This is a genomic window from Kribbella sp. NPDC026596, from assembly GCF_040638415.1.
Classification (GTDB): Bacteria; Actinomycetota; Actinomycetes; order Propionibacteriales; family Kribbellaceae; genus Kribbella.
Genome location: NZ_JBEZYF010000074.1, coordinates 1 through 20413 on the forward strand (window position 1 = coordinate 1; position 20413 = coordinate 20413).

The 20413-nt window shown below is 69.1% G+C and carries 18 protein-coding genes; 10 read left to right on the forward strand and 8 right to left on the reverse strand.

Translation table 11 applies throughout. The features are described 5' to 3' along the window. Positions 1-23: 23 nt before the first annotated feature. Positions 24-1340 (reverse strand): acyl-CoA dehydrogenase family protein, encoded by a 1317-nt coding sequence (locus AB0E63_RS38650; RefSeq protein ID WP_360377458.1) that lies wholly within the window; start codon positions 1338-1340, stop codon positions 24-26. A 102-nt stretch (positions 1341-1442) separates the two neighbouring features. Between AB0E63_RS38650 and AB0E63_RS38655 the strand changes: the two genes are divergently transcribed. The 5 genes from AB0E63_RS38655 to AB0E63_RS38675 are packed head-to-tail and all read left to right on the forward strand — an operon-like array spanning position 1443 to position 6007. Continuing rightward, positions 1443-2177 carry a TetR/AcrR family transcriptional regulator gene (locus tag AB0E63_RS38655; RefSeq protein ID WP_360377461.1) on the forward strand — a complete coding sequence of 245 codons (735 nt, stop codon included), beginning with the start codon at positions 1443-1445 and terminating at the stop codon, positions 2175-2177. Continuing rightward, the gene (locus AB0E63_RS38660; protein WP_360377463.1) at positions 2174-3451 is read left to right on the forward strand and encodes an acetyl-CoA C-acetyltransferase; all 1278 of its coding nucleotides are present in this window, start codon (positions 2174-2176) and stop codon (positions 3449-3451) included. The genes AB0E63_RS38655 and AB0E63_RS38660 overlap by 4 nt, the downstream gene beginning before the upstream one ends. A gap of 9 nt (positions 3452-3460) precedes the next feature. Next, positions 3461-4807 (forward strand): 3-oxoacyl-ACP reductase, encoded by a 1347-nt coding sequence (locus AB0E63_RS38665; protein ID WP_360377466.1) that lies wholly within the window; start codon positions 3461-3463, stop codon positions 4805-4807. A gap of 1 nt (position 4808) precedes the next feature. Next, positions 4809-5666, forward strand: coding sequence for a MaoC/PaaZ C-terminal domain-containing protein (locus AB0E63_RS38670; protein ID WP_360377468.1), 858 nt, complete (start codon positions 4809-4811; stop codon positions 5664-5666). A 56-nt stretch (positions 5667-5722) separates the two neighbouring features. Then, positions 5723-6007 carry a hypothetical protein gene (locus AB0E63_RS38675; protein WP_360377471.1) on the forward strand — a complete coding sequence of 95 codons (285 nt, stop codon included), beginning with the start codon at positions 5723-5725 and terminating at the stop codon, positions 6005-6007. On the opposite strand, the gene thrS is transcribed toward AB0E63_RS38675, so the two are convergent. From thrS to AB0E63_RS38690, 3 genes are all read right to left on the reverse strand, one after another. After that, a complete protein-coding gene (gene thrS / locus AB0E63_RS38680) occupies positions 5949-7226 on the reverse strand; it encodes a threonine--tRNA ligase (RefSeq protein WP_360377473.1) in 1278 nt (425 codons plus the stop codon). The genes AB0E63_RS38675 and thrS overlap by 59 nt on opposite strands. 177 nt (positions 7227-7403) lie before the next feature. Further along, entirely contained in the window at positions 7404-8249 is an 846-nt protein-coding gene (locus tag AB0E63_RS38685; RefSeq protein ID WP_360377476.1) for an acyl-CoA thioesterase II, read from the reverse strand. Positions 8250-8305: 56 nt separating this feature from the next. Continuing rightward, complete coding sequence (locus tag AB0E63_RS38690; protein WP_360377479.1) at positions 8306-9220, reverse strand: PAC2 family protein; 915 nt, start codon at positions 9218-9220, stop codon at positions 8306-8308. Between the two features lie 173 nt (positions 9221-9393). Here AB0E63_RS38690 and AB0E63_RS38695 point away from each other — a divergent pair, with 173 nt between their 5' ends. The 3 genes from AB0E63_RS38695 (at position 9394) to AB0E63_RS38705 (ending at position 13015) form a co-directional block, all read left to right on the forward strand. Beyond that, positions 9394-10410, forward strand: coding sequence for a hydroxyacid dehydrogenase (locus AB0E63_RS38695; protein ID WP_360377482.1), 1017 nt, complete (start codon positions 9394-9396; stop codon positions 10408-10410). A gap of 118 nt (positions 10411-10528) precedes the next feature. Then, positions 10529-12436, forward strand: coding sequence for a DUF2264 domain-containing protein (locus tag AB0E63_RS38700; RefSeq protein ID WP_360377485.1), 1908 nt, complete (start codon positions 10529-10531; stop codon positions 12434-12436). Positions 12437-12487: 51 nt separating this feature from the next. Then, the gene (locus AB0E63_RS38705) at positions 12488-13015 is read left to right on the forward strand and encodes a ferritin (protein WP_360377487.1); all 528 of its coding nucleotides are present in this window, start codon (positions 12488-12490) and stop codon (positions 13013-13015) included. A 3-nt stretch (positions 13016-13018) separates the two neighbouring features. Here the strand turns inward: AB0E63_RS38705 and AB0E63_RS38710 are convergent, their stop codons facing one another. Further along, positions 13019-14896, reverse strand: a complete 1878-nt coding sequence (locus AB0E63_RS38710; protein WP_360377489.1) for a DUF2207 domain-containing protein — start codon at positions 14894-14896, stop codon at positions 13019-13021. 144 nt (positions 14897-15040) lie between these two features. On the opposite strand from AB0E63_RS38710, the gene AB0E63_RS38715 reads away from it, so the two are divergent. Then, the gene (locus AB0E63_RS38715) at positions 15041-17176 is read left to right on the forward strand and encodes an elongation factor G-like protein EF-G2 (protein WP_360377492.1); all 2136 of its coding nucleotides are present in this window, start codon (positions 15041-15043) and stop codon (positions 17174-17176) included. Between the two features lie 15 nt (positions 17177-17191). On the opposite strand, the gene AB0E63_RS38720 is transcribed toward AB0E63_RS38715, so the two are convergent. The 3 genes from AB0E63_RS38720 to AB0E63_RS38730 all read right to left on the reverse strand — a co-directional run bounded on the left by AB0E63_RS38720 (position 17192) and on the right by AB0E63_RS38730 (position 19891). Further along, positions 17192-18454, reverse strand: a complete 1263-nt coding sequence (locus AB0E63_RS38720) for an AAA family ATPase (protein ID WP_360377494.1) — start codon at positions 18452-18454, stop codon at positions 17192-17194. A gap of 115 nt (positions 18455-18569) precedes the next feature. Beyond that, on the reverse strand, positions 18570-19445 hold the full coding sequence (locus tag AB0E63_RS38725; protein ID WP_360377496.1) for a tetratricopeptide repeat protein: 876 nt from the start codon (positions 19443-19445) through the stop codon (positions 18570-18572). Continuing rightward, entirely contained in the window at positions 19442-19891 is a 450-nt protein-coding gene (locus AB0E63_RS38730; protein ID WP_360377499.1) for a hypothetical protein, read from the reverse strand. The genes AB0E63_RS38725 and AB0E63_RS38730 overlap by 4 nt, the downstream gene beginning before the upstream one ends. 65 nt (positions 19892-19956) lie before the next feature. On the opposite strand from AB0E63_RS38730, the gene AB0E63_RS38735 reads away from it, so the two are divergent. Beyond that, positions 19957-20361, forward strand: coding sequence for an HIT domain-containing protein (locus AB0E63_RS38735; RefSeq protein WP_360377501.1), 405 nt, complete (start codon positions 19957-19959; stop codon positions 20359-20361). The last annotated feature ends 52 nt before the right edge of the window (positions 20362-20413 follow it).

The window sequence follows — 20413 nt, forward strand, 5'->3', positions numbered from 1 at the left end:
CAGCCTCTGACCTGCGGAAACGCCTACCGGATGCGCATGCCGGAGATCGCGCGGGCGATGACCAGGCGCTGGATTTCGCTGGTGCCTTCGAAGATGGTGTAGATCTTGGCGTCTCGGTGCATGCGTTCTACGGGGTACTCGCGGGTGTAGCCGTTGCCGCCGAGGATTTGGATGGCGTCCTCGGTGACGCGGACGGCTACCTCGCCGGCTTTGAGTTTGGCCATGGAGCCTTCGCCGTGGCGGTAGTCGGGGGTTTCGCCGCGCATGAGGGCGGCGGACATGTTGGCGGCGCGCCAGACCAAGAGCCGGGCGGCGTCGATTTCCATGGCCATGTCGGCGAGTTTGAAGGCGATGCCTTGGTTGTCGATGATCGGGCGGCCGAACTGTTCGCGGGTCTTGGCGTAGTCGAGGGCGACCTCGTAGGCGGCGCGGGCGATGCCGATGGCCTGGGCGCCGACGATGTGGCGGGTGATCTCGAAGGTGGCCATCGAGGCGTTGCGGCCCTGGCGACCGTCAGCCGAGCGGGCGCGAGCCAGCCGCTCCTCGAGCTTCTCTTTTCCGCCCAGGACGTTGGAAGCCGGGATGCGGACGTTGTCGAAGAAGACGTCGGCGGTGTGGGACGCGCGCAGGCCGTGCTTGCGCAGCTTCGTGCCCTGCTCCAGCCCGCGCACTTCAGACTTGGGTACGACGAACGCCGCCTGCCCCTTGGTCCCGAGAGCCGGATCGACCGTCGCGACCACCACGTGGATGTCGGCGATCCCGCCGTTCGTCGCCCATGCCTTCTGCCCGTTGATGACCCACTCATCAGACCGCGGGTCGTACGTCGCGCGCGTACGGATCGCGGACACATCAGACCCCGCCCCCGGCTCCGACGAGCAGAAAGCGGCAACCTTCACGTCGTCCGGCGTCCCGTAGCACCGCCCCATCCACTGGCTCCACTGTTCAGGCGTGCCGTTGGAGAAGATCGCGGACGACGCTAGACCGGTGCCCTTCAGGGACATCGCGATGCCGGCGTCACCCCAGAACAGTTCCTCGTGGACCAGCGGCATCAGCAGGCCGGAAGGGTCGACGAAGAGGTTCACGTTCGCGTCCAGGCCGTACAGACCGATCTTCGCGGCCTCCTGGATCACCGGCCACGGAGTCTCCTCGCGCTCGTCCCACTCGGCCGCGGCGGGACGGATCACCTCGGCGGCGAAGGTGTGGGCCCAGTCGCGGATCTCCTTCTGCTCCTCGTTCAGGGCGAGCGAGAAGGTGCTCCAGCCTGCCTTCGACCGCTCGGCGCCGAGCTCACCGGCGAGGGTCATCACGTCGGCCGAGACCGCGGCCTTGGGATCGGACATATCTTTCAGCCTCCGAGGCGAAGAAGACACGACAGCGCAATGTTACCGACGAGTGTAACCGTCGTTTGCACCAAGGGGTACCGCTATGGCTAAGATCGATCCATGAGCTCCGCGCTGCTCGCGATCGGACGCCGCCGGACCACGGCGGAGCGTCGTCGCGACCGGGAGCGGGACATCATCCGCGCAACCCGTGAACTGTTCGACGAGCGGGGCACGATCGACGCACAGATCGACGATATCGCCAAGCGCGTGGGGATCAACAAGGCCCTGATCTACCGGCACTTCGCCGGCAAGGAGGAGCTGTTCGCCCTCACCCTGGTCGACTACCTGGGCGAGCTCGATCAAAGGCTCGACGAAGTCGACAACCCGCGCCGGGCGCCGCTGAACCGCCTCAAGGCCTTGTCCGAGGTCTTCGTCGACTTCTGCCTGGAGTATCCGGCCTTCGCCGACTGCGCGATGAGCCTGCTCCGGCGGACCGGCGACGAACTGTTCGGCGAGATCACCGAGCCGGTCATGACCAAACTCGGTACGGCGATGGCCGCGGCGCTGGCGCGGATCGCCAATATCCTCGAGGCAGGTCAGCGGTCAGGTGTGTTCGACGGGGTCGACACGGCGTACCTGGCCAATCACCTCTACATGCAGACCCTCGGGTCGTTGCACATGGCAAGGGTCGGGTTGATCGTGTCGAGCGGGCAGCCGGGGCATCCGGTGGTGCATCATGCCGATGTCGCCACCGTCCGGGCGACCGCGATCACCGCCACCCTCGCGACCGCAGTAGGTCGAAAAGCACTTCCCAGAAGCACCACCCGCTCCAGCAGAGCAGGAGAGAAACCGTGACCGAACCGCGCAAGGTGGCCGTTGTCGCCGGGAACAGGATTCCGTTCGCCCGGCAGGACAAGACCTACCGGCACGCCTCCAACTCCGACATGCTCACCGCCGCGCTCAACGGCCTGGTCGACCGGACCGGCCTGGGCGGTCAGGAGCTCGGCGAAGTGGTCGCCGGTGCCGTCCTCAAGCACGCCCGCGACTGGAACATGGTGCGCGAGGTGGTTCTCGGCTCCAAGCTCGCCCCGACGACCCCGGCGTACGACATCCAGCAGGCGTGCGGCACCGGGCTCGAGGCGGCGATCCTGGTCGCCAACAAGATCGCCCTCGGCCAGATCGACGCCGGCATCGCGGGCGGCGTGGACACCGCGTCCGACGCGCCGATCGCGGTCAACGACAAGCTCCGCAACATCCTGCTCGACCTCAACCGGGCCAAGACGTTCCAGGATCGACTCAAGGTGCTCGCGCGCGTCCGCCCGAAGGACGTCGTACCCGAGATCCCCCGCAACGCCGAGCCGCGGACCAGGAAGTCCATGGGCGACCACGCGGCCCTGACCGCGCTCGAGTGGGGCATCACCCGGGAGGCGCAGGACGAGCTGGCGTATCGCTCCCACGTCAACCTCGCCAAGTCGTACGATCGCGGCTTCCAGCAGGACCTGATCACGCCGTACCTGGGCCTCGAGAAGGACCAGAACCTCCGCCCCGACACGAGTCTGGAGAAGCTGGCCAAGCTCAAGACGGTGTACGGCAAGGGCGAGACCGCGACGATGACGGCCGGCAACTCGACCCCGCTGACTGACGGTGCGTCGACCGTGCTGCTGTCGACCGAGGAATGGGCACAAAAGCACAGCCTCAGGCCGCTCGCCTACCTGACCCACTCGCAGACCGCGGCGGTCGACTACGTGAAGGGCGCCGAGGGGCTGCTGATGGCCCCCGCGTACGCCGTACCGCGCATGCTGGCCAGAGCCGGGCTGACCCTCCAGGACTTCGACTACTACGAGATCCACGAGGCGTTCGCGTCCCAGGTGCTGTCCACCCTGAAGGCGTGGGAGGACCCGATCTTCTGCAAGGAACGGCTCGGCCTGGACGCGCCCCTCGGCGAGATCGACCGGGACAAGCTGAACGTGAACGGCAGCTCGCTGGCGGCGGGTCACCCGTTCGCCGCGACCGGTGGACGGATCGTCGCCGCGCTGGCCAAGCAACTGGACGAGAACGGCGGTGGGCGGGGCCTGATCTCGATCTGCGCCGCGGGCGGTCAAGGTGTCGTCGCCATCCTCGAGAAGTAGGAGCAGAGAATGACGGATCGCTACCAGACCTTCACCCGGACGCCGCTCGGCCAGACCCTGGTGAAGAACCTGGGTCTGCCCGACCCGACGCCGCTGCAACGCTGGACCGAGGGTTCGCCGGTGATCGACGGGCCGGTCGTCTTCGGCGCGATCTCCGAGACCGACGCCGGCAAGGCGATCCAGGCGCTGTTGCGGGACATCGGAGCCTCGTTCAGTACGGCGACCGAGGGCATCGCGTCGAGCGAGATCCGGCCGAAGGCGCTGGTCTTCGACGCGACCGGAGCCACCTCGACGGCCGACCTGACCAGCCTGCAGCGCTTCTTCTCCCCCGTTGTCCGCCAGCTCGCGGCGGCGGGCCGCGTCATCGTTGTCGGCCGTACGCCGGAGCTCGCGCAGTCCATCGAGCAGCAGATCGCGCAGCGCGCCCTCGAGGGCTTCACGCGAAGCCTCGGCAAGGAGGTGAAGCGCGGCGCCACGGTCAATCTCGTGTACGTCGCTCCGGACGCGCACGAGCAGCTGGACTCGACCCTCCGTTTCTTCCTCTCCCCCAAGTCGGCGTACGTCGACGGACAGGTCGCCCGGATCGGGACCGGCCCCCTGGTCAGCAACGACCCGGCTCGGCCGCTCGCGGGCCGGGTGGCCCTGGTGACCGGCGCGGCTCGTGGGATCGGCGCGGCGATCGCGGGCACGCTGGCCCGGGACGGCGCGACCATCATCGGCGTCGACGTACCGCAGAACGCGGACGCGCTGCGCAAGGTGATCTCGAAGATCGGGGGCAGCGAGCTCCTCCTCGACGTCACCGCGGTCGACGCGGCACAGCGGATCGCGGCGCACGCTCAGGAGCAGCACGGCGGGCTCGACATCGTCGTCCACAACGCTGGCATCACCCGGGACAAGCGGCTGGTGAACATGCGCACCGACGCGTGGGACGCCGTCCTCGACGTCAACCTGCGCGCCCCCGAGCGGATCACCAAGCATCTGCTGGAGTCCGGTGCGCTCCGGGACGGCGGCTCGATCGTCGGCGTCGCAAGCATCGCCGGGATCGCGGGCAACAACGGCCAGACGAACTACGCCACCTCGAAAGCCGGCGTGATCGGCCTGGTCCAGGCGCTCGCGCCGACGCTGACCGATCGGAACATCCGGATCAACGCGGTCGCGCCCGGTTTCATCGAGACCGAGATGACCGCGAAGGTCCCGTTCGCGATCCGCGAGGTCGGCCGCCGGATCAACTCGCTGCAGCAGGGCGGGCGGCCGATCGACGTGGCCGAGACGATCGCCTGGTTCGCCGATCCAGCGTCGGCGGGCGTGACCGGCAACGTGGTCCGGGTCTGCGGCCAGAGCATGCTGGGCGCCTGACATGCCGACCCGACGGTACGACGACACCCCCGGATTCGGCTCGCTCTACGCGCGGACGGTCAAAGCCACACTGCGTCGGGCCGACTACGAGCCGGACGCCGACGGCCTCACGCTGGAGCTCCCCCGCTCCGCGATCGACCAGGACCACCTGTCGGCGTACCGGGATGTCACCGGGTTCCCGGCCGGCCCGGCGCTGCCGACGACGTACCCGCATGTTCTCGCGTTCCCGCTGCACCTGGATCTGATGTCCGACCCGTCGTTCCCGTACAAGCCGATGGGGATCGTGCACCTGTCCAACACGATCACCCAGCGGCAGCCGCTCCCGATCCACGCCGAGCCGGCCATCCGGGTGCACAGTACGGCGGAGCGCCCGCACCCCAAGGGCACGGTCTTCGACGTGGTCAGCGAGGTCAGTGTCGACGGCGAGGTCGTGTGGACCGACCTGACCACGTTGCTGAGCCGCTCGTCCGGGACGGAGTCGGCGCACGTCGACCTGCTGAAGGACCCCGAGCTCGACCCCACCGCGTGGTGGGACCTGCGCGGCAACCTCGGCCGCCGGTACGCCGGGGCGTCCGGCGACCGGAACCCGATCCACCTGTTCAAGCTGACCGCTCAGGCGTTCGGGTTCCCACGCCAGATCGCGCACGGCATGTGGGCCAAGGCCGCCGCGCTCGCCTCGATCGAGCGCGCCGGGAAACTGCCGGACGCCTTCACTGTCCGCGTCGACTTCCGCAAACCGCTGCTGCTGCCGTCGCGAGTGCAGTTCGGCTTCGAGCAGTCCGGCAAGACCACCGACTTCGCCCTGTACGACGAGAAGCACGAGCTCACCCACTTGATCGGACAGCTGCAGGAGAGCTGACCCACTCGACTCCGCGGGGAACGTGGAGGACACTCCGAACCATAGGAGGGGTGGACATGATAGGAGCACTGCTACTCGGGTTGGTCTGCGGAGTCCTGGCCAGGATGCTCGTGCCCGGTGACGCCTTCCGGCACATGAGCGGGCCGAAGTCCTGGCTGGTGTCGATCGGACTCGGCCTGCTCGGAGCCCTGCTCGGCTACGTGATCTTCACGCTCGGCCTCGGCATCGGTGACGACGACATCTTCGACTGGGGCGGACTCCTGAGCGCCCTGATCGGGACGATCATCGTGGTACCGATCGCGACCTGGATCCTGCGCCGGCGCTCACACACTGCGACCTGAGCGCGGGCGGCTGGCAGCTGTCCCGGAGCTCGTCGAGGGCCATCCCGATCTCGGCCGCGGCGAGCTGCTGACCGTCCCGCTGGCGGACGGCGACGAGACCGGCCGCGGCCTCGCGCGCGCCGATGACCGCCTGGTACGGCGCCAGCCGGTTCTCGCGGATGCGTGCGCCGAGGCTGCCCTCGTCCGCGTGCGCGACCTCGACCCGGAGCCCCCGGTCCGACGCCCGCCGGGCGACCTCGACGGCGACCTTGTCCTCGTCGTCGGAGATCGGGAGTACGACGAGTTGCACCGGCGCGAGCCAGGCCGGGAACGCGCCGCCGTGCACCTCGATCAGCTGAGCGACCGCTCTTTCGATGCTGCCGACGATCGCGCGGTGCACCATCACCGGGCGATGTTTGTTGCCATCGGCACCGACGTACTCGAGGTCGAAGGCCGCGGGCTGGTGGAAGTCGATCTGGATGGTCGACAGGCTGAACTCACGGCCGGCCGAATCCATCATCTGGATGTCGATCTTCGGTCCGTAGAACGCGGCGTCGCCCGGTGCGTCCTCGTAGTCGATGCCGGCGTTCTTCAGCACGTCGCGCAGCAGGCCGGCGGCTTGCGCCCAGCTCGCGGCGTCACCGACGTACTTGCTCGAGGGGCTGTTGAAGTCGGCGTCCTCAGACGGGAGGGCGAGCACGTAGCGGGACGCGCTGATGCCCATGTCGGCGTACGCCTGATTGATCAGTCGGAGAGCGCCCTCTGCTTCTGCCGCGACCTGGTCGAGGCGGCAGAAGATGTGCGCGTCGTTGAGTTGCATGGCGCGGACCCGGTTCAGGCCGCCGATGGCGCCGGAGAGTTCGGCGCGGTACTGCCCGCCGAGCTCGGAGAACCGGAGCGGGAGCTCGCGGTAGCTGTGCGAGCGAGAGCGGTACATCAGCGCGTGGTGTGGGCAGATGCTCGGCCGCAGGACCAGTTGCTCACCGCCCATATCCATCGGCGGGTACATGTCCTCGTGGTACTTCGCCCAGTGGCCCGAGATCTCGTACAGCTCACGCTTGCCGAGCACGGGTGAGTAGACCTGCTGGTAGCCGGCTCTTCGTTCCACCTCGGCGATGTAGCTCTCCAAGGCGTGCCGGACGGCGGCACCGGCGGGCAGCCAGTACGGCAGACCTGCGCCGATCAGCGGGTCGGAGTCGAACAGGCCGAGTTCGCGGCCGAGCTTGCGGTGGTCGTACATGATTTCCTCCATGGTTTGGGGCGAGCAACCACAGAGCACAACAAAGCCCCGGGGCACTCGCCCCGGGGCTTTGTCAGACAGTCAGGTGTCAGCGCGCCGGGACGAACTCCGGCGTCGTCGTGACTACAGCGCGCTTCGACATGCCTCCACGGTATCAGAGGAATCCGGAGAGGAAAGCTACTTCGAGGTGTCCAGGTCGAGGCCGACGGGGCGGATCAGGCCTTCCTGGGCGACGGAGGCGATCAGGCTGCCGGATTCGGTGTAGAGGCGGCCGGTGGCGAAGCCCCGGGCTCCGGAGGCGGAGGGGGACGACTGGTCGTAGAGGAGCCACTCGTCGGCGCGGAACGGCCGGTGGAACCAGAGGGCGTGGTCGAGAGAGGCGGGCTGGATCCGACGGTCGCCGATCACGATGCCGTGCGGCAACAAGCTTGCCCCGAGCAACGTCAGGTCGCTGGCGTAGGCGAGAACGCAAGCGTGCAAGGCGGGATCGTCGGGAAGCTTGCCCGCGGCCCGGATCCAGAACTGCCGGCCGGTGACTCCGGCCAGGCGTACGTCGAGGGCCGCCCACTCCTTGTCCCAGTCGGCGGCCGGCCGGCCCGAGCGCGCCTCGAGGACGGTCGCCAGCCGCGGCGCCTCCTCCGGTGGTACGACGTCGTCCGGCATCGGATCCTGGTGGTCGAGCCCGGGCTCTGGCCGCTGGAACGACGCGGACATGTAGAAGATCGGCTTCCCGTTCTGCGACGCGACCACCCGGCGACTGCTGAACGTGCCGCCGTCCCGGGTCGGCTCCGGGCGATAGACGATCGGTACGGCGGTGTCGCCGGCGCGCAGGAAGTAGCCGTGCAGCGAGTGCACCACCCGCTCGGGGTCCACCGACCGGCTCGCGGCGGCCAGCGCCTGGCCCAGCACCTGACCGCCGAACACGCGTTGCATCGACGTCTGCGGCTGGCGGCCGCGGAACAGGTCGACGTCGATCATCTCCAGGTCGAGCAGCTCGACCAGATCCTCCAGCGACTCAGGCATGCCTCATCCTGACAGCACCCGCCCGCCACACGCGCCGTACCCTCCCGGAGGGGAGGCTACTGGTCGTCTTCGCGGTTCAGGTCGGCCAGGAACTGCTCGACCTCGGCGCCCAGCTCCTCGGCGGACGGGGTGGAGTCCGCTAGGAGGCTCTTGCGGGTCAGTGAGCCCTCGGCGGCGTCGTACTGCGTCTCGAGGGCGTTGACCACCGCGGACGCGTCCTCCGATGCCTCGACCTGCTCGTCGACCAGCCGGCCGGTGACGGCGGCCTCGTCGAGCAGGGCCTTGCTAGGGAGGAGCAGGCCGGTGGCGGCGGAGATCGCGTGCACCAGGGCCAGCGCGGCACCCGGGAAGCGGTTCTCGGCCAGGTAGTGCGGGACGTGCACCGCGAAGCCCATCGCGTCCTTGCCGGCCTCACCCAGGCGCACCTGCAGCATCGTGCCGGCGCTCGCGGGCAGCCGCATCTCGCCGTCCCAGATGTTCGACCGGGTGACCAGCTCGGGTCGGGTCGCGTGCGCGGTCAGGCCGAGCGGACGGGTGTGCGGGACGCCCATCGGGATCCCGTGGACACCGATCGTGAGCGTCACGTTGTACAGCTCGATCAGCTGCCGGACCGCGCCGGCGAACCGGTTCCAGTGGTTGTCCGGCTCGACACCCTCGAGCAGCAGGAACTCGACGCCCGCGTCATCGGTCAGCAGGTGCAGATTCAGCTGCGGCGGGGTGTAGTCGATGAACCGGTCCTCGGCGAACGTCACCTCGGGCCGCCGGGCCCGGTAGTCGTGCAGGAGATCCACGTCGAACCGCGCGAGCAGCCGGCTGTCCAGCACCTCGAGCAGGTGATCGGCCGTCACCCGGCCCGCCTGGCCCGCGTCCATGAACCCGTCCAGCGAGTGCACCAAGACCTTCGGCGTCGCCGCCGGGCCGGTCGCCACCGACTCGTCGACGATCTCGTAGAGGTCGTCCGGTCGCAGCATCGTCGTCTCCTTCATACAGTGGCCAGCAGGGCGGGTAGGCCCCTCTATCCTGCCCTTTCACCTCATAACGCCGAACGTGCGGGCCCACATTCCGGCGACCGGAATCTTTCAGGGACTTCCAAGATTCGGCCACCGGGAAGACAGCTTCGGAAAGCGCTTGCTAGGTTGGTTTCGTGACCGACGAACCAGATTCCGCCCTGACCGTGATGCTGGCGATGAACGACGCCAGCCGGGACCGTGTGCTGGTCCCGCGCGTCCGCGAGCGCCTGGAGGCGGTCGCGACCGTGCTGCCGGTCGGTCCCGGGACCAGCTTCCTGGCCGACCCCGCGATCCGGGCCGCGCTGCCGGAGGTCGACGTACTGGTCACCGGCTGGGGTTGTCCGCGAATCGGGCCGGAGGTACTCGACGCGGCGCCCAAGCTGCAGGCGATCCTGCATGCCGCCGGATCGGTCAAGGCGATCGTCGACCCTATCGCGTTCGACCGCGGGATCCAGGTGTCGTCGGCGGCCACCGCGAACGCGCTGCCGGTGGCCGAGTTCACGGTCGCCGCGATCGTGCTGGCCGGGAAGCGGGCCTTCCGGCTGGCGGCGCAGTACCGGCTGGAACGGCGGAAGGCGGATCCGCACGGGATGCCGGGCAGCTACGGTTCGACGGTCGGCCTGCTGGGGGCGTCGCGGATCGCCAAGATGGTGGCCGAGCGGCTGCGCGGGTTCGATCTGCAGGTGCTGATGAGCGACCCGTACATGACCACGGCCGAGGCGGCCGAGCTCGGTGCGGAGCTGGTCGACAACGACACGCTGTTCCGCCGGAGCGAGATCCTCAGCGTGCACGCGCCGCTGATCCCGGAGACCGTCGGCCTGGTCGACGCCCGTCTGCTCGGTCTGCTGAAGGACGGCGCGGTCCTGATCAACACGGCCCGCGGCAAGATCATCGACGCCGACGCGCTCCTCCGCGAGTGCGTCTCCGGCCGGATCGACGCCGTACTCGATGTGACCGACCCGGAGCCGCTGCCGCCGGACTCGCCGCTGCTCGACCTGCCGAACGTCTTCGTCACCCCGCACGTCGCCGGCGCAGTCGGCAACGAGATCGCCCGCCTCGGCGAACTCGCCGTCGGAGAGCTCGAACGCATCGTCGCCGGCCAGCCCTTGCGGCACGCCATCAGCCCCACCGAACTCGGAAGGCTCGCATGACAGTGCTTTTGGCCGGGCCTTCGGCGCCGGCGGGGTCATGGGGCCTCGGCTCCCGGTCTTCCCTCGTCGTTCCAGTCGCTTCGCTCCCTTCACTCCTCAGTCCAGACCGGGAGGCCCCATGACCCGCCTCGTACTACCTCACACCGACCGCGTCCTGTCGCGACAGACTGGGTGGAGCCGCGCGCACTGGGAGGCGCTGGCGGATCACCTGCTCGACTCGCTGGTGCCGTACTTCTCCCCCGGTGCCTCGCTGATCGCACTGCCCGGTCGGCCGAGTCGGTCGGGTACGGACTCGGACGCATTGGAAGGGTTCGCGCGGTCCTTCATGCTGGCCGCGTTCCGCATCGCCGGCGTGCAGGGCAAGGGCTGCGAGCAACTGATCGAGCGGTACGCGCGGGGTGTCGCGAACGGAGCGAATCCCGACCACCCGGAGGCGTGGCTGCGGCTCACCCCGCGTTCACAGCAGATGGTCGAGGCAGCAGCGATCGCGGTCGCACTGCATGAGACGCGGGAGTGGATCTGGGACCGGCTCGACACCCGCGCGCAGGAACACGTCGCGGAGTGGCTGGGTGGCTTCAACGGCTCCACGACGCACGACAACAACTGGCGGCTGTTCCAGGTCGTGAGTGAGCAGTTCCTCGCGTCGGTCGGAGCGCCGTACTCACAGGACGACATCGACGGCGGGCTGGACCGCATCGAGGACTGGTACGTCGGTGACGGCTGGTACTCCGATGGCGACGGACAGAACTTCGACAACTACATCGGCTGGGCCATGCACCTCTACCCCGGACTGTGGGCGCGGATGGCGGCTGCCACGCCGGGTGCGGCGTACGAGGACCGGTTGACGCAGTACCGGGATCGGCTCCGGCTGTTCCTGGAAGACGCGGTGCATCTGGTCGGCAACGACGGCGCACCGATCTACCAGGGCCGCTCTCTGACCTACCGGATGGCCGCAGCGACGCCGTACTGGATGGGGGCGGTCCTGGACGCCACTCCCCTGTCGCCCGGTCAGACGCGGCGGATTTGCTCGGGCATTGCGCGGCACTTCGTGCAGCATGGTGTGCCAGATGAGCGTGGTCTGCTGACGCTCGGGTGGTACGACACGTTCCTGCCGACCACCCAGCAGTACTCCGGTCCAGGCTCGCCGTACTGGGCATCGAAGGGGTTCATCGGGCTGGTGCTCCCGCCGGAGCACCCGGTGTGGACGGACCCGGAGGACTCGATCCCGCTCGACGACGCGGACCAGGTACGGGCGATGCCCGCGCCGGGGTGGATCGTGCACGCGAGCCGGCACGACCAGATCGTGCAGTTGGTCAACCATGGCGCCGACCACGCGCCGTTCGCCGAGCCGGAGGGTGTGGAGCCGGAGGGGGACGCGCACTACAACCGGTTGGCGTACGCGAACCACGCCGGGCCGGAGCTGTCCGACCACGCGCCGCGCATCGACAACCTCATCTCGCTCGTCGACGCGGACGGGCGGTCCAGTTCGCGCGGGCGGATCCGGCGGATCGGTGTGAGCGGGCGTACGGCGTCCTCCTGGCACAAAGCGTGGCTGGGTACGGACGGACCGTGGCGGATTGAGACGGCGTCGGTCGTCCACGCCGGTTGGGAGATCCGGTGCGCCCTGGTGGAAGGACCGGCCGGCTCGATGGTGCGCAGCGGTGGTTTCGCGGTCGCCGGTGAGTCTTTGCCTGAGGCAACAGCCGGCTCGGTGTCCGCGTCGGCGCGGAACGAGGACGGAGTGCTGTCCGCGGTCGTCGGGTTGCACGGGTACGACGAAGCCGGCGTGCACCGGGGTCTCGGGGCGAACCCGTTCGGTGTGCACTCGGCGACGCCGTACGTGACGGCTCCGCACCACGGCGAGCCGCTCGTGCTCGTGAGCGCCGTACTGCTGACGCGGGACGCGCTCCGGCCGCAAGCGCTTGCCGAGGGCATCGATGTCGCGGTGGACGGGTCGACGGTGCGGATCAGCCTGCCCGGCGGTGGTATCGAGGTGCTCGAACTGGGACGGAATCTCGACGGTTAGGTCAGCCTCGCCAAGCGTGTGAAATCCGGTCGTGGCCACTAGATTGACGCAATGAGCACGTACGAGAAACTTCTGCAAGAACAGATCCGCAACGAATTCACCGCGTCACAGCAGTATGTCGCGGTCGCTGTCTGGTTCGACGAGCAGGATCTTCCGCAGCTCGCGTCGCACTTCTACAAGCAGTCCCTGGAAGAGCGGAACCACGCGATGATGATGGTCCAGTACCTGCTGGACAAGGACATCCGGCCGCACATCCCGTCGGTCGGCGAGGTCCAGTCGGACTTCAAGACCGCGCTGGACCCGCTGGAACTGGCGCTGGCGCAGGAGATCACGGTCACCAAGCAGGTCGAGACGCTGGCCCGGACGGCGCGGGACGAGTCGGACTACGTCGGCGAGCAGTTCATGCAGTGGTTCCTGAAGGAGCAGGTCGAGGAGGTCGCCGCGATGAAGACGCTCGTCAACGTCGCGAAGCGGGCCGGTGACAACCTGTTCCACCTGGAAGACTTCCTCGCCCGCGAGGTCATCGGAGACGGCGGCAACGACCCGACAGCTCCTCCCGCCGCCGGCGGCGCTGTCTAGCGCTTACCAGCTTCCGCCGCCTCCTCCGCCGCCTCCACCGCCGGAGGAGCCGCCGCTGAAGCCGGAGGAGCTGCCGCCGCCTCCACCGCTGCTGGCCGGGGCGGGCGGCGGGTCGAAGCTGCTGGCGAGGGTGGAGCCGACCAACCCGGCGGTCCAGCCGGAGGTGTAGTACGACGGACCGCTGTACCAGTACGGGTCGGGAGTCAGGCGGCCTGCGGCGACCAGTTGCTCGCAGACCTTCTGCCAGCGGTCGGCCAGCCCGAACGCGATCGCCCACGGGAGGTACTTGCTGAAGATGTCCTCCCCCTCCTCGAACCGCAGCTGGTCCGCCTCCGCGGTGGCCAGGTACTTCCGGAACCCGATCAGCTGATCCGCGACCGCCCGACCGGCCGGGTTCCGCTGTCCGTTGCCGCGCTTGACGACCCAGATGCCGACGGCAACGATCACCGCGATCACCGGCACCGCGATCACTACCCCGCGGCCGAATCCACCGGTCGCCAGGCCGGTGATCGTCCCGGCCAGCCCGGCGCCGACCACCCAGATCGCGATCATCGCCATGCACGCACAGCCGGTGCCTTTCTTGAACACCGATCCGCCGACGGCCGCCGGCATCCGCAGGTACCACCCGCGCTGCTTCACCTGATGCCGCAGTGCCGCGATCATCTTGTCGTGCGCACGCCGCATCGTGTGGTCACCCACGGCACCGCGGCGCAACAGGACCTCCGACCCCGGCTGCAGCGTCGGGAACAGCCCCGACATCAGCACCTGCTCGTGCCGCGCGGTCGCGACCGCCGGGTTCAGCAGCACCGCCTTCTGGTCATTGCCGGTGTTCTCGATCCGTACGCCGCCTCGCACCGCCATGTCGATGAGCGTCGCGGCGGTCTCCGTCGTGTTCGCCTCCGCGTCGATCAGCAGGCCGCCCTCGGCGACCGGGATCCGGGGCGGGGCGAACGCGACCGGGATCTGGTCCTCGGTCAGGTCGTCCTTCACCGGCTCGGCCGCAACACCGTCCGGCGGGAACGTGCCTGGCGGCATCCCGGCGAAGCGCTGGTCCTTGTTCCCGTTCTTCGCGTACAGCACCGCCACGGCGATCGCGGCCAGGCTCACCGCGCCCGAGCCGATCAGCGCCGGCCACGACAGCCCGTTGCGCTCCATCCAACTCGGCGGGTCGACCACGATCGGCCGGTCGTTGCTGACCGCGCCGGCCTTGATCCCGGCAACGATGGTCACCTGCTCGCCCAGAGCGAGGTTGGCAGCGCCGAAGATCCCCTTGCCGCCGCTCACGGTGCTCACGCAGTCCTGCGTCGATCCGGCCGCCCCCTGAAAACACTGGGTCTGCTGCACACCCTCCGGGACGGTGACGCGGATGTCGACGCGCTTGATCTCGGCGTCCCAGGCCGATCCGGTCGCGTCCCAGTAGAGCTCGCTGTGGTCGGCGAAGTGCCGGAGCGCGCCGCGGACGTCGTACGTGATCACGTACGTCGCGTCGTACCCGGAGATCGTCTTGTCCACGGAGCCGATCTTGATCCGCAGCGTCTCGTCCCGGCCTTGGTTGGACGATGTCGTCTTGGTGCTGAATTCGTCGGGCGCGTCGTCGCTGTGCACCGTGATGTTCGAGACCTCGTACTTCTGGTCCTTCGAATCGTCGTCCGTGTACGGCTCCCGGGTCACCAGGTCGCGGTAGATGCCGTGCCTGCCCGTGCTGCCGAAGGTGTACGCGATGGTCTCCTTCACCTGCAGCACGCCGTCCGGGGTGACGGTGTAGTCGATCGCGAAGTTCGTCACCTCGTCGCCGGTGGCGGCCGACGCGGGGAGCGCGAAGCCGGCCAGGGCCAGTGCGGTGACGAGCATGGCGATCGCGGTGCGAAGTGCCCTACGCATGCCGTGACAGTACCTACGGCGGGGGTCCGCCGGTGGGAGGCGGCCCGCGGGGGCAGCGGCTGACGAGTCAGGCGAATCCGGACCGTGATGGCTCTTGTGCGAAGTGGCCGTTGGGGGAATGGTGGGTGGACCAGGAGGAACGTCATGGCAGACAAGACGAACACTTCCCAAGGCACCGGAGCCGCGCCCGCTGTGGACAGCCCGGACGCCATCCGCAACGTGGTGCTGGTCGGCCCGTCCGGGTCCGGCAAGACCACCCTTGTCGAGGCCCTGCTGGTGGCCTCCGGCGTCCTGAACAGACCCGGCACCGTCCTGGACGGAACCACGGTGTGCGACTTCGACGACGCCGAGATCCGGCAGCAACGCTCGGTGGGCCTGTCGCTCGCCTCGCTGCCGCACGACGGCGTCAAGCTGAACCTGATCGACACCCCCGGGTACGCCGATTTCGTCGGCGAACTGCGGGCCGGGCTGCGCGCCGCCGACTGCGCGCTGTTCGTGATCTCGGCGAGCGAGGGCGTCGACGAGCCGACCAAGTCGGTCTGGCAGGAGTGCGACCAGGTCGGGATGCCCCGCGCCGTCGTGATCACCAAGTTGGACCATGCCCGGGCCAACTACCAGACCGCGCTCGCCGCGGCGCAGGCCGCGTTCGGCGACAAGGTCCTGCCGCTCTACCTGCCCGCTGGTGACGGGCTGATCGGGCTGCTGTCGCAGACGTACTACGGCTACGCGGACGGCAAACGTTCGCCCTCGGCCCCGGATCCGTCGTACGGCGACGAGATCGAGGAGCTCCGCGGCACGCTGATCGAGGGAATCATCGAGGAGTCCGAGGACGAGTCGCTGATGGACCGGTACCTCGAGGGCGAGGAGATCGACCAGAAGGTGCTGATCGAGGACCTCGAGCGCGCGGTCGCGCGGGGCTCGTTCTTCCCGGTCATCCCGGTCTGCAGCGCCTCCGGCGTGGGCACGTTCGAGCTGCTCGAGGTGGCCACCAGCGGCTTCCCGTCGCCGCCCGAGCACACGCTGCCCGAGGTCTTCACCCCGCACGGAGTCGCGCGCAAGGGCCTGACCTGCGACCCGGACGGGCCGCTGCTCGCCGAGGTGGTGAAGACGACGTCGGATCCGTATGTCGGCAGGGTCAGCCTGGTCCGGGTGTTCTCCGGCACCATCAGGCCCGACACGACGGTTCACGTGTCGGGCCATTTCACGTCGTTCTTCGGTGAGCACAACTCACACGCCGACCACGACGAGGACGAGCGGATCGGCACGTTGTCGTTCCCGCTCGGCAAGGTGCAGCGGCCGGCGCCGGCCGTGGTCGCGGGCGACCTGTGCGCGATCGGACGGCTGACCAGGGCCGAGACCGGTGACACGTTGTCCGACAAGGCCGATCCGCTGCTGCTGAAGCCGTGGACCATGCCCGAGCCGTTGCTGCCGATCGCCGTCCAGGCGCATGCGAAGACCGACGAGGACAAGCTGAGTGTCGGGTTGCAGCGGCTGGCCGCCGAGGACCCGACGCTACGGATCGAGCAGAACCCGGAGACGCACCAGATCGTGCTCTGGTGCATGGGTGAGGCTCACTCGGACGTCGTACTCGATGCCTTGTCCAGCCGGTACGGCGTGACCGTGGACACGGTGGAGTTGCGCGTGCCGCTGCGGGAGACGTTCGGTGGGAAGGCGAAGGGGCACGGACGGCACGTGAAGCAGTCCGGCGGCCATGGTCAGTACGCCGTCTGCGACATCGAGGTGGAGCCGCTGCCGGAGGGAGCGGAGTTCGAGTTCGTCGACAAGGTGGTCGGCGGCGCGGTGCCACGGCAGTTCATCCCGAGCGTCGAGAAGGGCGTGCGGGCACAGATGGAGCGAGGTGTCTCCGCCGGGTATCCGATGGTGAACATCCGCGTCACCCTGCTCGACGGGAAGGCCCACAGCGTCGACTCGTCGGACATGGCGTTCCAGATGGCAGGCGGGCTCGCGCTCCGCGAGGCGGCGGCGGCGACGAAGGTGAATCTGCTGGAGCCGGTCGACCTGGTGTCGGTGCTCATTCCGGACGACCTGGTCGGCGCGGTGATGAGCGACCTGTCCGGTCGGCGCGGGCGCCTCCTCGGGACCGACAAGGTCGGCGAGGATCGGACACTGGTGAAGGCGGAAGTGCCGCAGGTGGAGATCACCCGCTACACGATCGACCTGCGTTCGCTGTCACATGGCTCGGCCTCGTTCAGCCGGCAGTTCGCCCGCTACGAGCCCATGCCGGACTCCGCGGCGACGAAGGTCAAGTCGTCCTCCTGACGACTCCGCACCGGCTCAGCCTTTGGTGTCTCGGCTGAGCCGGCGGCGGACGTCGCGTGACTTCAGGTACGCCGCGACGTCGTCGTACCGCTCGCTCTGGTTGGCGAACTCGATGTACGAGCGCACGCGGTGCAGCCACTCGAGTGTGGACGGCTTGACCGTGGTGAGCGCCTCGGCCAGGTGCTGCGTGCCCAACGGCGGCTCGCCACCGGACGAGAGGGCCTCGTCGATCACGCGGTCGACGCCGCGCTCGATCAGCGCGCGCAGGTCCGCGCCACTGAACATCGGCGTCTGGCCGGCCAGCGCCTTGAGATCCAGCCCGTCGGCCGGTACGTCCTTCACCAGCACGGACAGGATGTCGGCGCGGGCGGCCTCGTCCGGCGGCGGGACGAAGATCACCCGGTCGAAGCGGCCCGGCCGGAGCATCGCTTCGTCCACGTCCCAGGGTGCGTTGGTTGCCGCGAGTACGAGCAGGCCCTCGTTCTCGGAGCCGATCGCGTCGAGCTCCTGGAGCAGTACGTCGACCAGCCGGCGAGCCTCGGATCCGCCGTGCTTGTGCCGCGCGAAGGCCAGCGCGTCGAGCTCGTCGAGGAACAGGACGCACGGCGCGTTCGCTCGGGCGCGCTCGAAGGCGGCGTGCAGGTTCCGCTCCGAGACGCCGAGGTACGGGTCCATCACGTCCTCGATCCGGACGTTGATGAACGGCAGGCCGCACTCCCCCGCGGTCGCCCGCGCGAGCAGCGTCTTGCCGCAGCCGGGCGGGCCGTAGAGCATCACGCCGCCGCCCGACTTCCGGCCGTACTTCTCGTACAGCTCCGGGCGGCTCAGCGGCAGGATCACCATCCGGTGGATGACCCGCTTGATGTCCTCCATCCCGCCGACCTGGTCGAAGGTGGTGGTCTCCTTGGCGGTGTCCGCGGTCAGGGGGTCCAGCTCCTCCTCAGGGCCGACCTTGATCCGTACGCCGCTGCGCTCGGCGATCATGCCGTCCACGAGTTGCTGGAGCCGGCCGGTCCCCTCGACCACACCCTGCTGCCGGGCCGCCTCGAGCAGGTTGCGCAGGAGCGCGAGCCGCCCGTTCGCCGCGGCCAACTCGCCGACCGGCACGAACTGATCATCCGGGAGACCATGCTGATCGAGCAGTACGACGTACTGGTCGAGGGCCTCCTCCGTGGCATCCGCGTTCACCAGCGACTCAGCCAGCACCAGCCTCAGCAGCACGTCATCCGGCGTGGCCTCAACCGCCTTCCGCAACGCGGCAATCCGGTCGTTGGTCATGGGGCCTCCCGGCCTGGACTGAGGAGCGGAGGGAGCGCAGCGATCGGAGCGACGGGGGAAGGCCGGGAGTAGAGCCCCATGACCCGCCGAGCCGGAGGCGAGGCCAAAAGCACAGTCATTGGCCCCACTTTCTGTTGAGCCAGCGGCGGACTAGCGGTGGGACCACCCAGGAGTAGACGCAGAACGCGAGCCAGACCATGGCGAAGGCGAACGACAGCGGCCCCAGACCGGCGATCCGGAGACCGTAGATGATCGCCACCGCGCCGATCCAGACGACCAGCGGGTTGAACCGCGCGAACGGGCGCAGCGGCAGCATCAGCGGATGGTTGACCAGCTTGGCCTCACGAGCAGCGGCACGCAGGTCGGCATCACCCGGCTGGGACGCGGCCGCGGACCGCAGCGAGTCGTACCCGGCACGGGCGTCACCCGTCAGCATCGAGGCGGTGCCGTGCAACGCCCGCGCGTGCGGGTCCTCGGGATCGTGCGACAGCGCCTCCACGCTGTGCCGACGCATGTCCCGGTCCTTGCCGAGCGCGAACGCGACCTCGGCCCGGGCCGCCGAGACCACGACGCTCTCGGGAACCTGCGACGCCGCCCGCTCGACCAGCGCGCTCGCCTTCTCCACCTGTCCGGCGGCCAAGCACACGCGGGCGTACCCGATCAGCAGATCCGGGTCGGTCGGGTCGAGACTCAGCCCCTGCAGGAACACCGACTCGGCCTCGGACAGCCGGCCCTCGGCCCGCAGCGCGTAGCCCAGCACCTGCAGCAGCGGCGGGAACGGTCCGTGCCGGCCGAGCCCGTCCTGCAGTACGTCGATGGCTTCGGCGTTCCGATCCAGCTGGTGGAGCGCCGTACCGCGGAACAGGTAGGCGCGCACGTCGAGCGCCGCATCGCCGGGCAGCGCGTCGAGCTCGCCCAGCGCTCGCTCCGGACGGCCGATCTGCAGCCAGTGGCCGGCCAGTTGCAGGCGGGATTCCGCCGGTTCGGTCATGATCCGGCCACCAGGACGATCAGGACCTCAACCATGACACCGACTCCGATCAGGACGATGTGGCCGGCGCCGAACCGGGTCGCGTGCTCGCCGCCACGCAACTGGAACGCACGCTCCATCGGGAGCTGCAGGCGCATCTGGACCAGGTAGGCCAGCGCGGCGATCACGCGGACCGGCGTCAGCCGCGCCAAAGCCTGGCCGTCGTCGCCGCCGAACAGCCAGCCGGCCACCAGGATCTCGGCGACGAGTCCGGTCAGCCCGATGACGACGATCAGCAGTCGCCGGGCCGGACTGACTCCGAGGCGGCGGCTGTTCACGAACGAGAGCCAGGTGGCGGGCAGGATCCCGCCGAGCACAGCGACGTACCCCAGGTACAGCAGCCGCCACGGGCGGGCCGTGGATCGGGCGGCGGCCGCGATGGTCGGCCGCAGGAGTTCGTCCGACATCGGGCTCCTCGAGGTGGGCCCAAGGATGGGCAGGGTTCGGCTCGCGCAGTGTATAGCCTGGGCCGATGAGCGAGAACTGTCTCTTCTGCGGGATCGTGGCCGGCACCATTGCGTCGACGCGGGTGGCCGAGACCGACCAGGCGATCGCCTTCATGGACATCAACCCGGCGACCGCCGGGCATCTGCTGGTGATCCCGCGGGCCCACTCCACCGACCTCCGCGAGGCCGATGCCGAGGACCTCATCGCTGCGACTCTGCTCGCGCAGTCGCTCGTCGGCCGGGTGATCGAGCGCCTGGACGCCGACGGCGCCAACCTCCTCAGCTGCATCGGCGAGGCTGCCTGGCAGTCCGTCTTCCACACCCACCTGCACGTCATCCCCCGCTACCAGGACGACCCGCTACAGCTCCCCTGGCACCCGGCGCCCGGCGACTTCGACGCGATCAACGCCACCGCCGCGAAGCTGGTGTAACGCTTCTCCACCCTCATGACACTGCAGGGCTGACCGGATCCACTCAGCCCTG

Excerpts from the sequence above, each read along its gene's own strand:
- AB0E63_RS38650 (WP_360377458.1), bottom strand. The coding sequence starts at position 1,340 with ATGTCCGATCCCAAGGCCGCGGTCTCGGCCGACGTGATGACCCTCGCC.
- AB0E63_RS38655 (WP_360377461.1), top strand. The coding sequence starts at position 1,443 with ATGAGCTCCGCGCTGCTCGCGATCGGACGCCGCCGGACCACGGCGGAG.
- AB0E63_RS38665 (WP_360377466.1), top strand. The coding sequence starts at position 3,461 with ATGACGGATCGCTACCAGACCTTCACCCGGACGCCGCTCGGCCAGACC.
- AB0E63_RS38670 (WP_360377468.1), top strand. The coding sequence starts at position 4,809 with ATGCCGACCCGACGGTACGACGACACCCCCGGATTCGGCTCGCTCTAC.
- AB0E63_RS38675 (WP_360377471.1), top strand. The coding sequence starts at position 5,723 with ATGATAGGAGCACTGCTACTCGGGTTGGTCTGCGGAGTCCTGGCCAGG.
- thrS (WP_360377473.1), bottom strand. The coding sequence starts at position 7,226 with ATGTACGACCACCGCAAGCTCGGCCGCGAACTCGGCCTGTTCGACTCC.
- AB0E63_RS38685 (WP_360377476.1), bottom strand. The coding sequence starts at position 8,249 with ATGCCTGAGTCGCTGGAGGATCTGGTCGAGCTGCTCGACCTGGAGATG.
- AB0E63_RS38690 (WP_360377479.1), bottom strand. The coding sequence starts at position 9,220 with ATGCTGCGACCGGACGACCTCTACGAGATCGTCGACGAGTCGGTGGCG.
- AB0E63_RS38700 (WP_360377485.1), top strand. The coding sequence starts at position 10,529 with ATGACCCGCCTCGTACTACCTCACACCGACCGCGTCCTGTCGCGACAG.
- AB0E63_RS38705 (WP_360377487.1), top strand. The coding sequence starts at position 12,488 with ATGAGCACGTACGAGAAACTTCTGCAAGAACAGATCCGCAACGAATTC.
- AB0E63_RS38710 (WP_360377489.1), bottom strand. The coding sequence starts at position 14,896 with ATGCGTAGGGCACTTCGCACCGCGATCGCCATGCTCGTCACCGCACTG.
- AB0E63_RS38715 (WP_360377492.1), top strand. The coding sequence starts at position 15,041 with ATGGCAGACAAGACGAACACTTCCCAAGGCACCGGAGCCGCGCCCGCT.
- AB0E63_RS38720 (WP_360377494.1), bottom strand. The coding sequence starts at position 18,454 with ATGACCAACGACCGGATTGCCGCGTTGCGGAAGGCGGTTGAGGCCACG.
- AB0E63_RS38725 (WP_360377496.1), bottom strand. The coding sequence starts at position 19,445 with ATGACCGAACCGGCGGAATCCCGCCTGCAACTGGCCGGCCACTGGCTG.
- AB0E63_RS38730 (WP_360377499.1), bottom strand. The coding sequence starts at position 19,891 with ATGTCGGACGAACTCCTGCGGCCGACCATCGCGGCCGCCGCCCGATCC.
- AB0E63_RS38735 (WP_360377501.1), top strand. The coding sequence starts at position 19,957 with ATGAGCGAGAACTGTCTCTTCTGCGGGATCGTGGCCGGCACCATTGCG.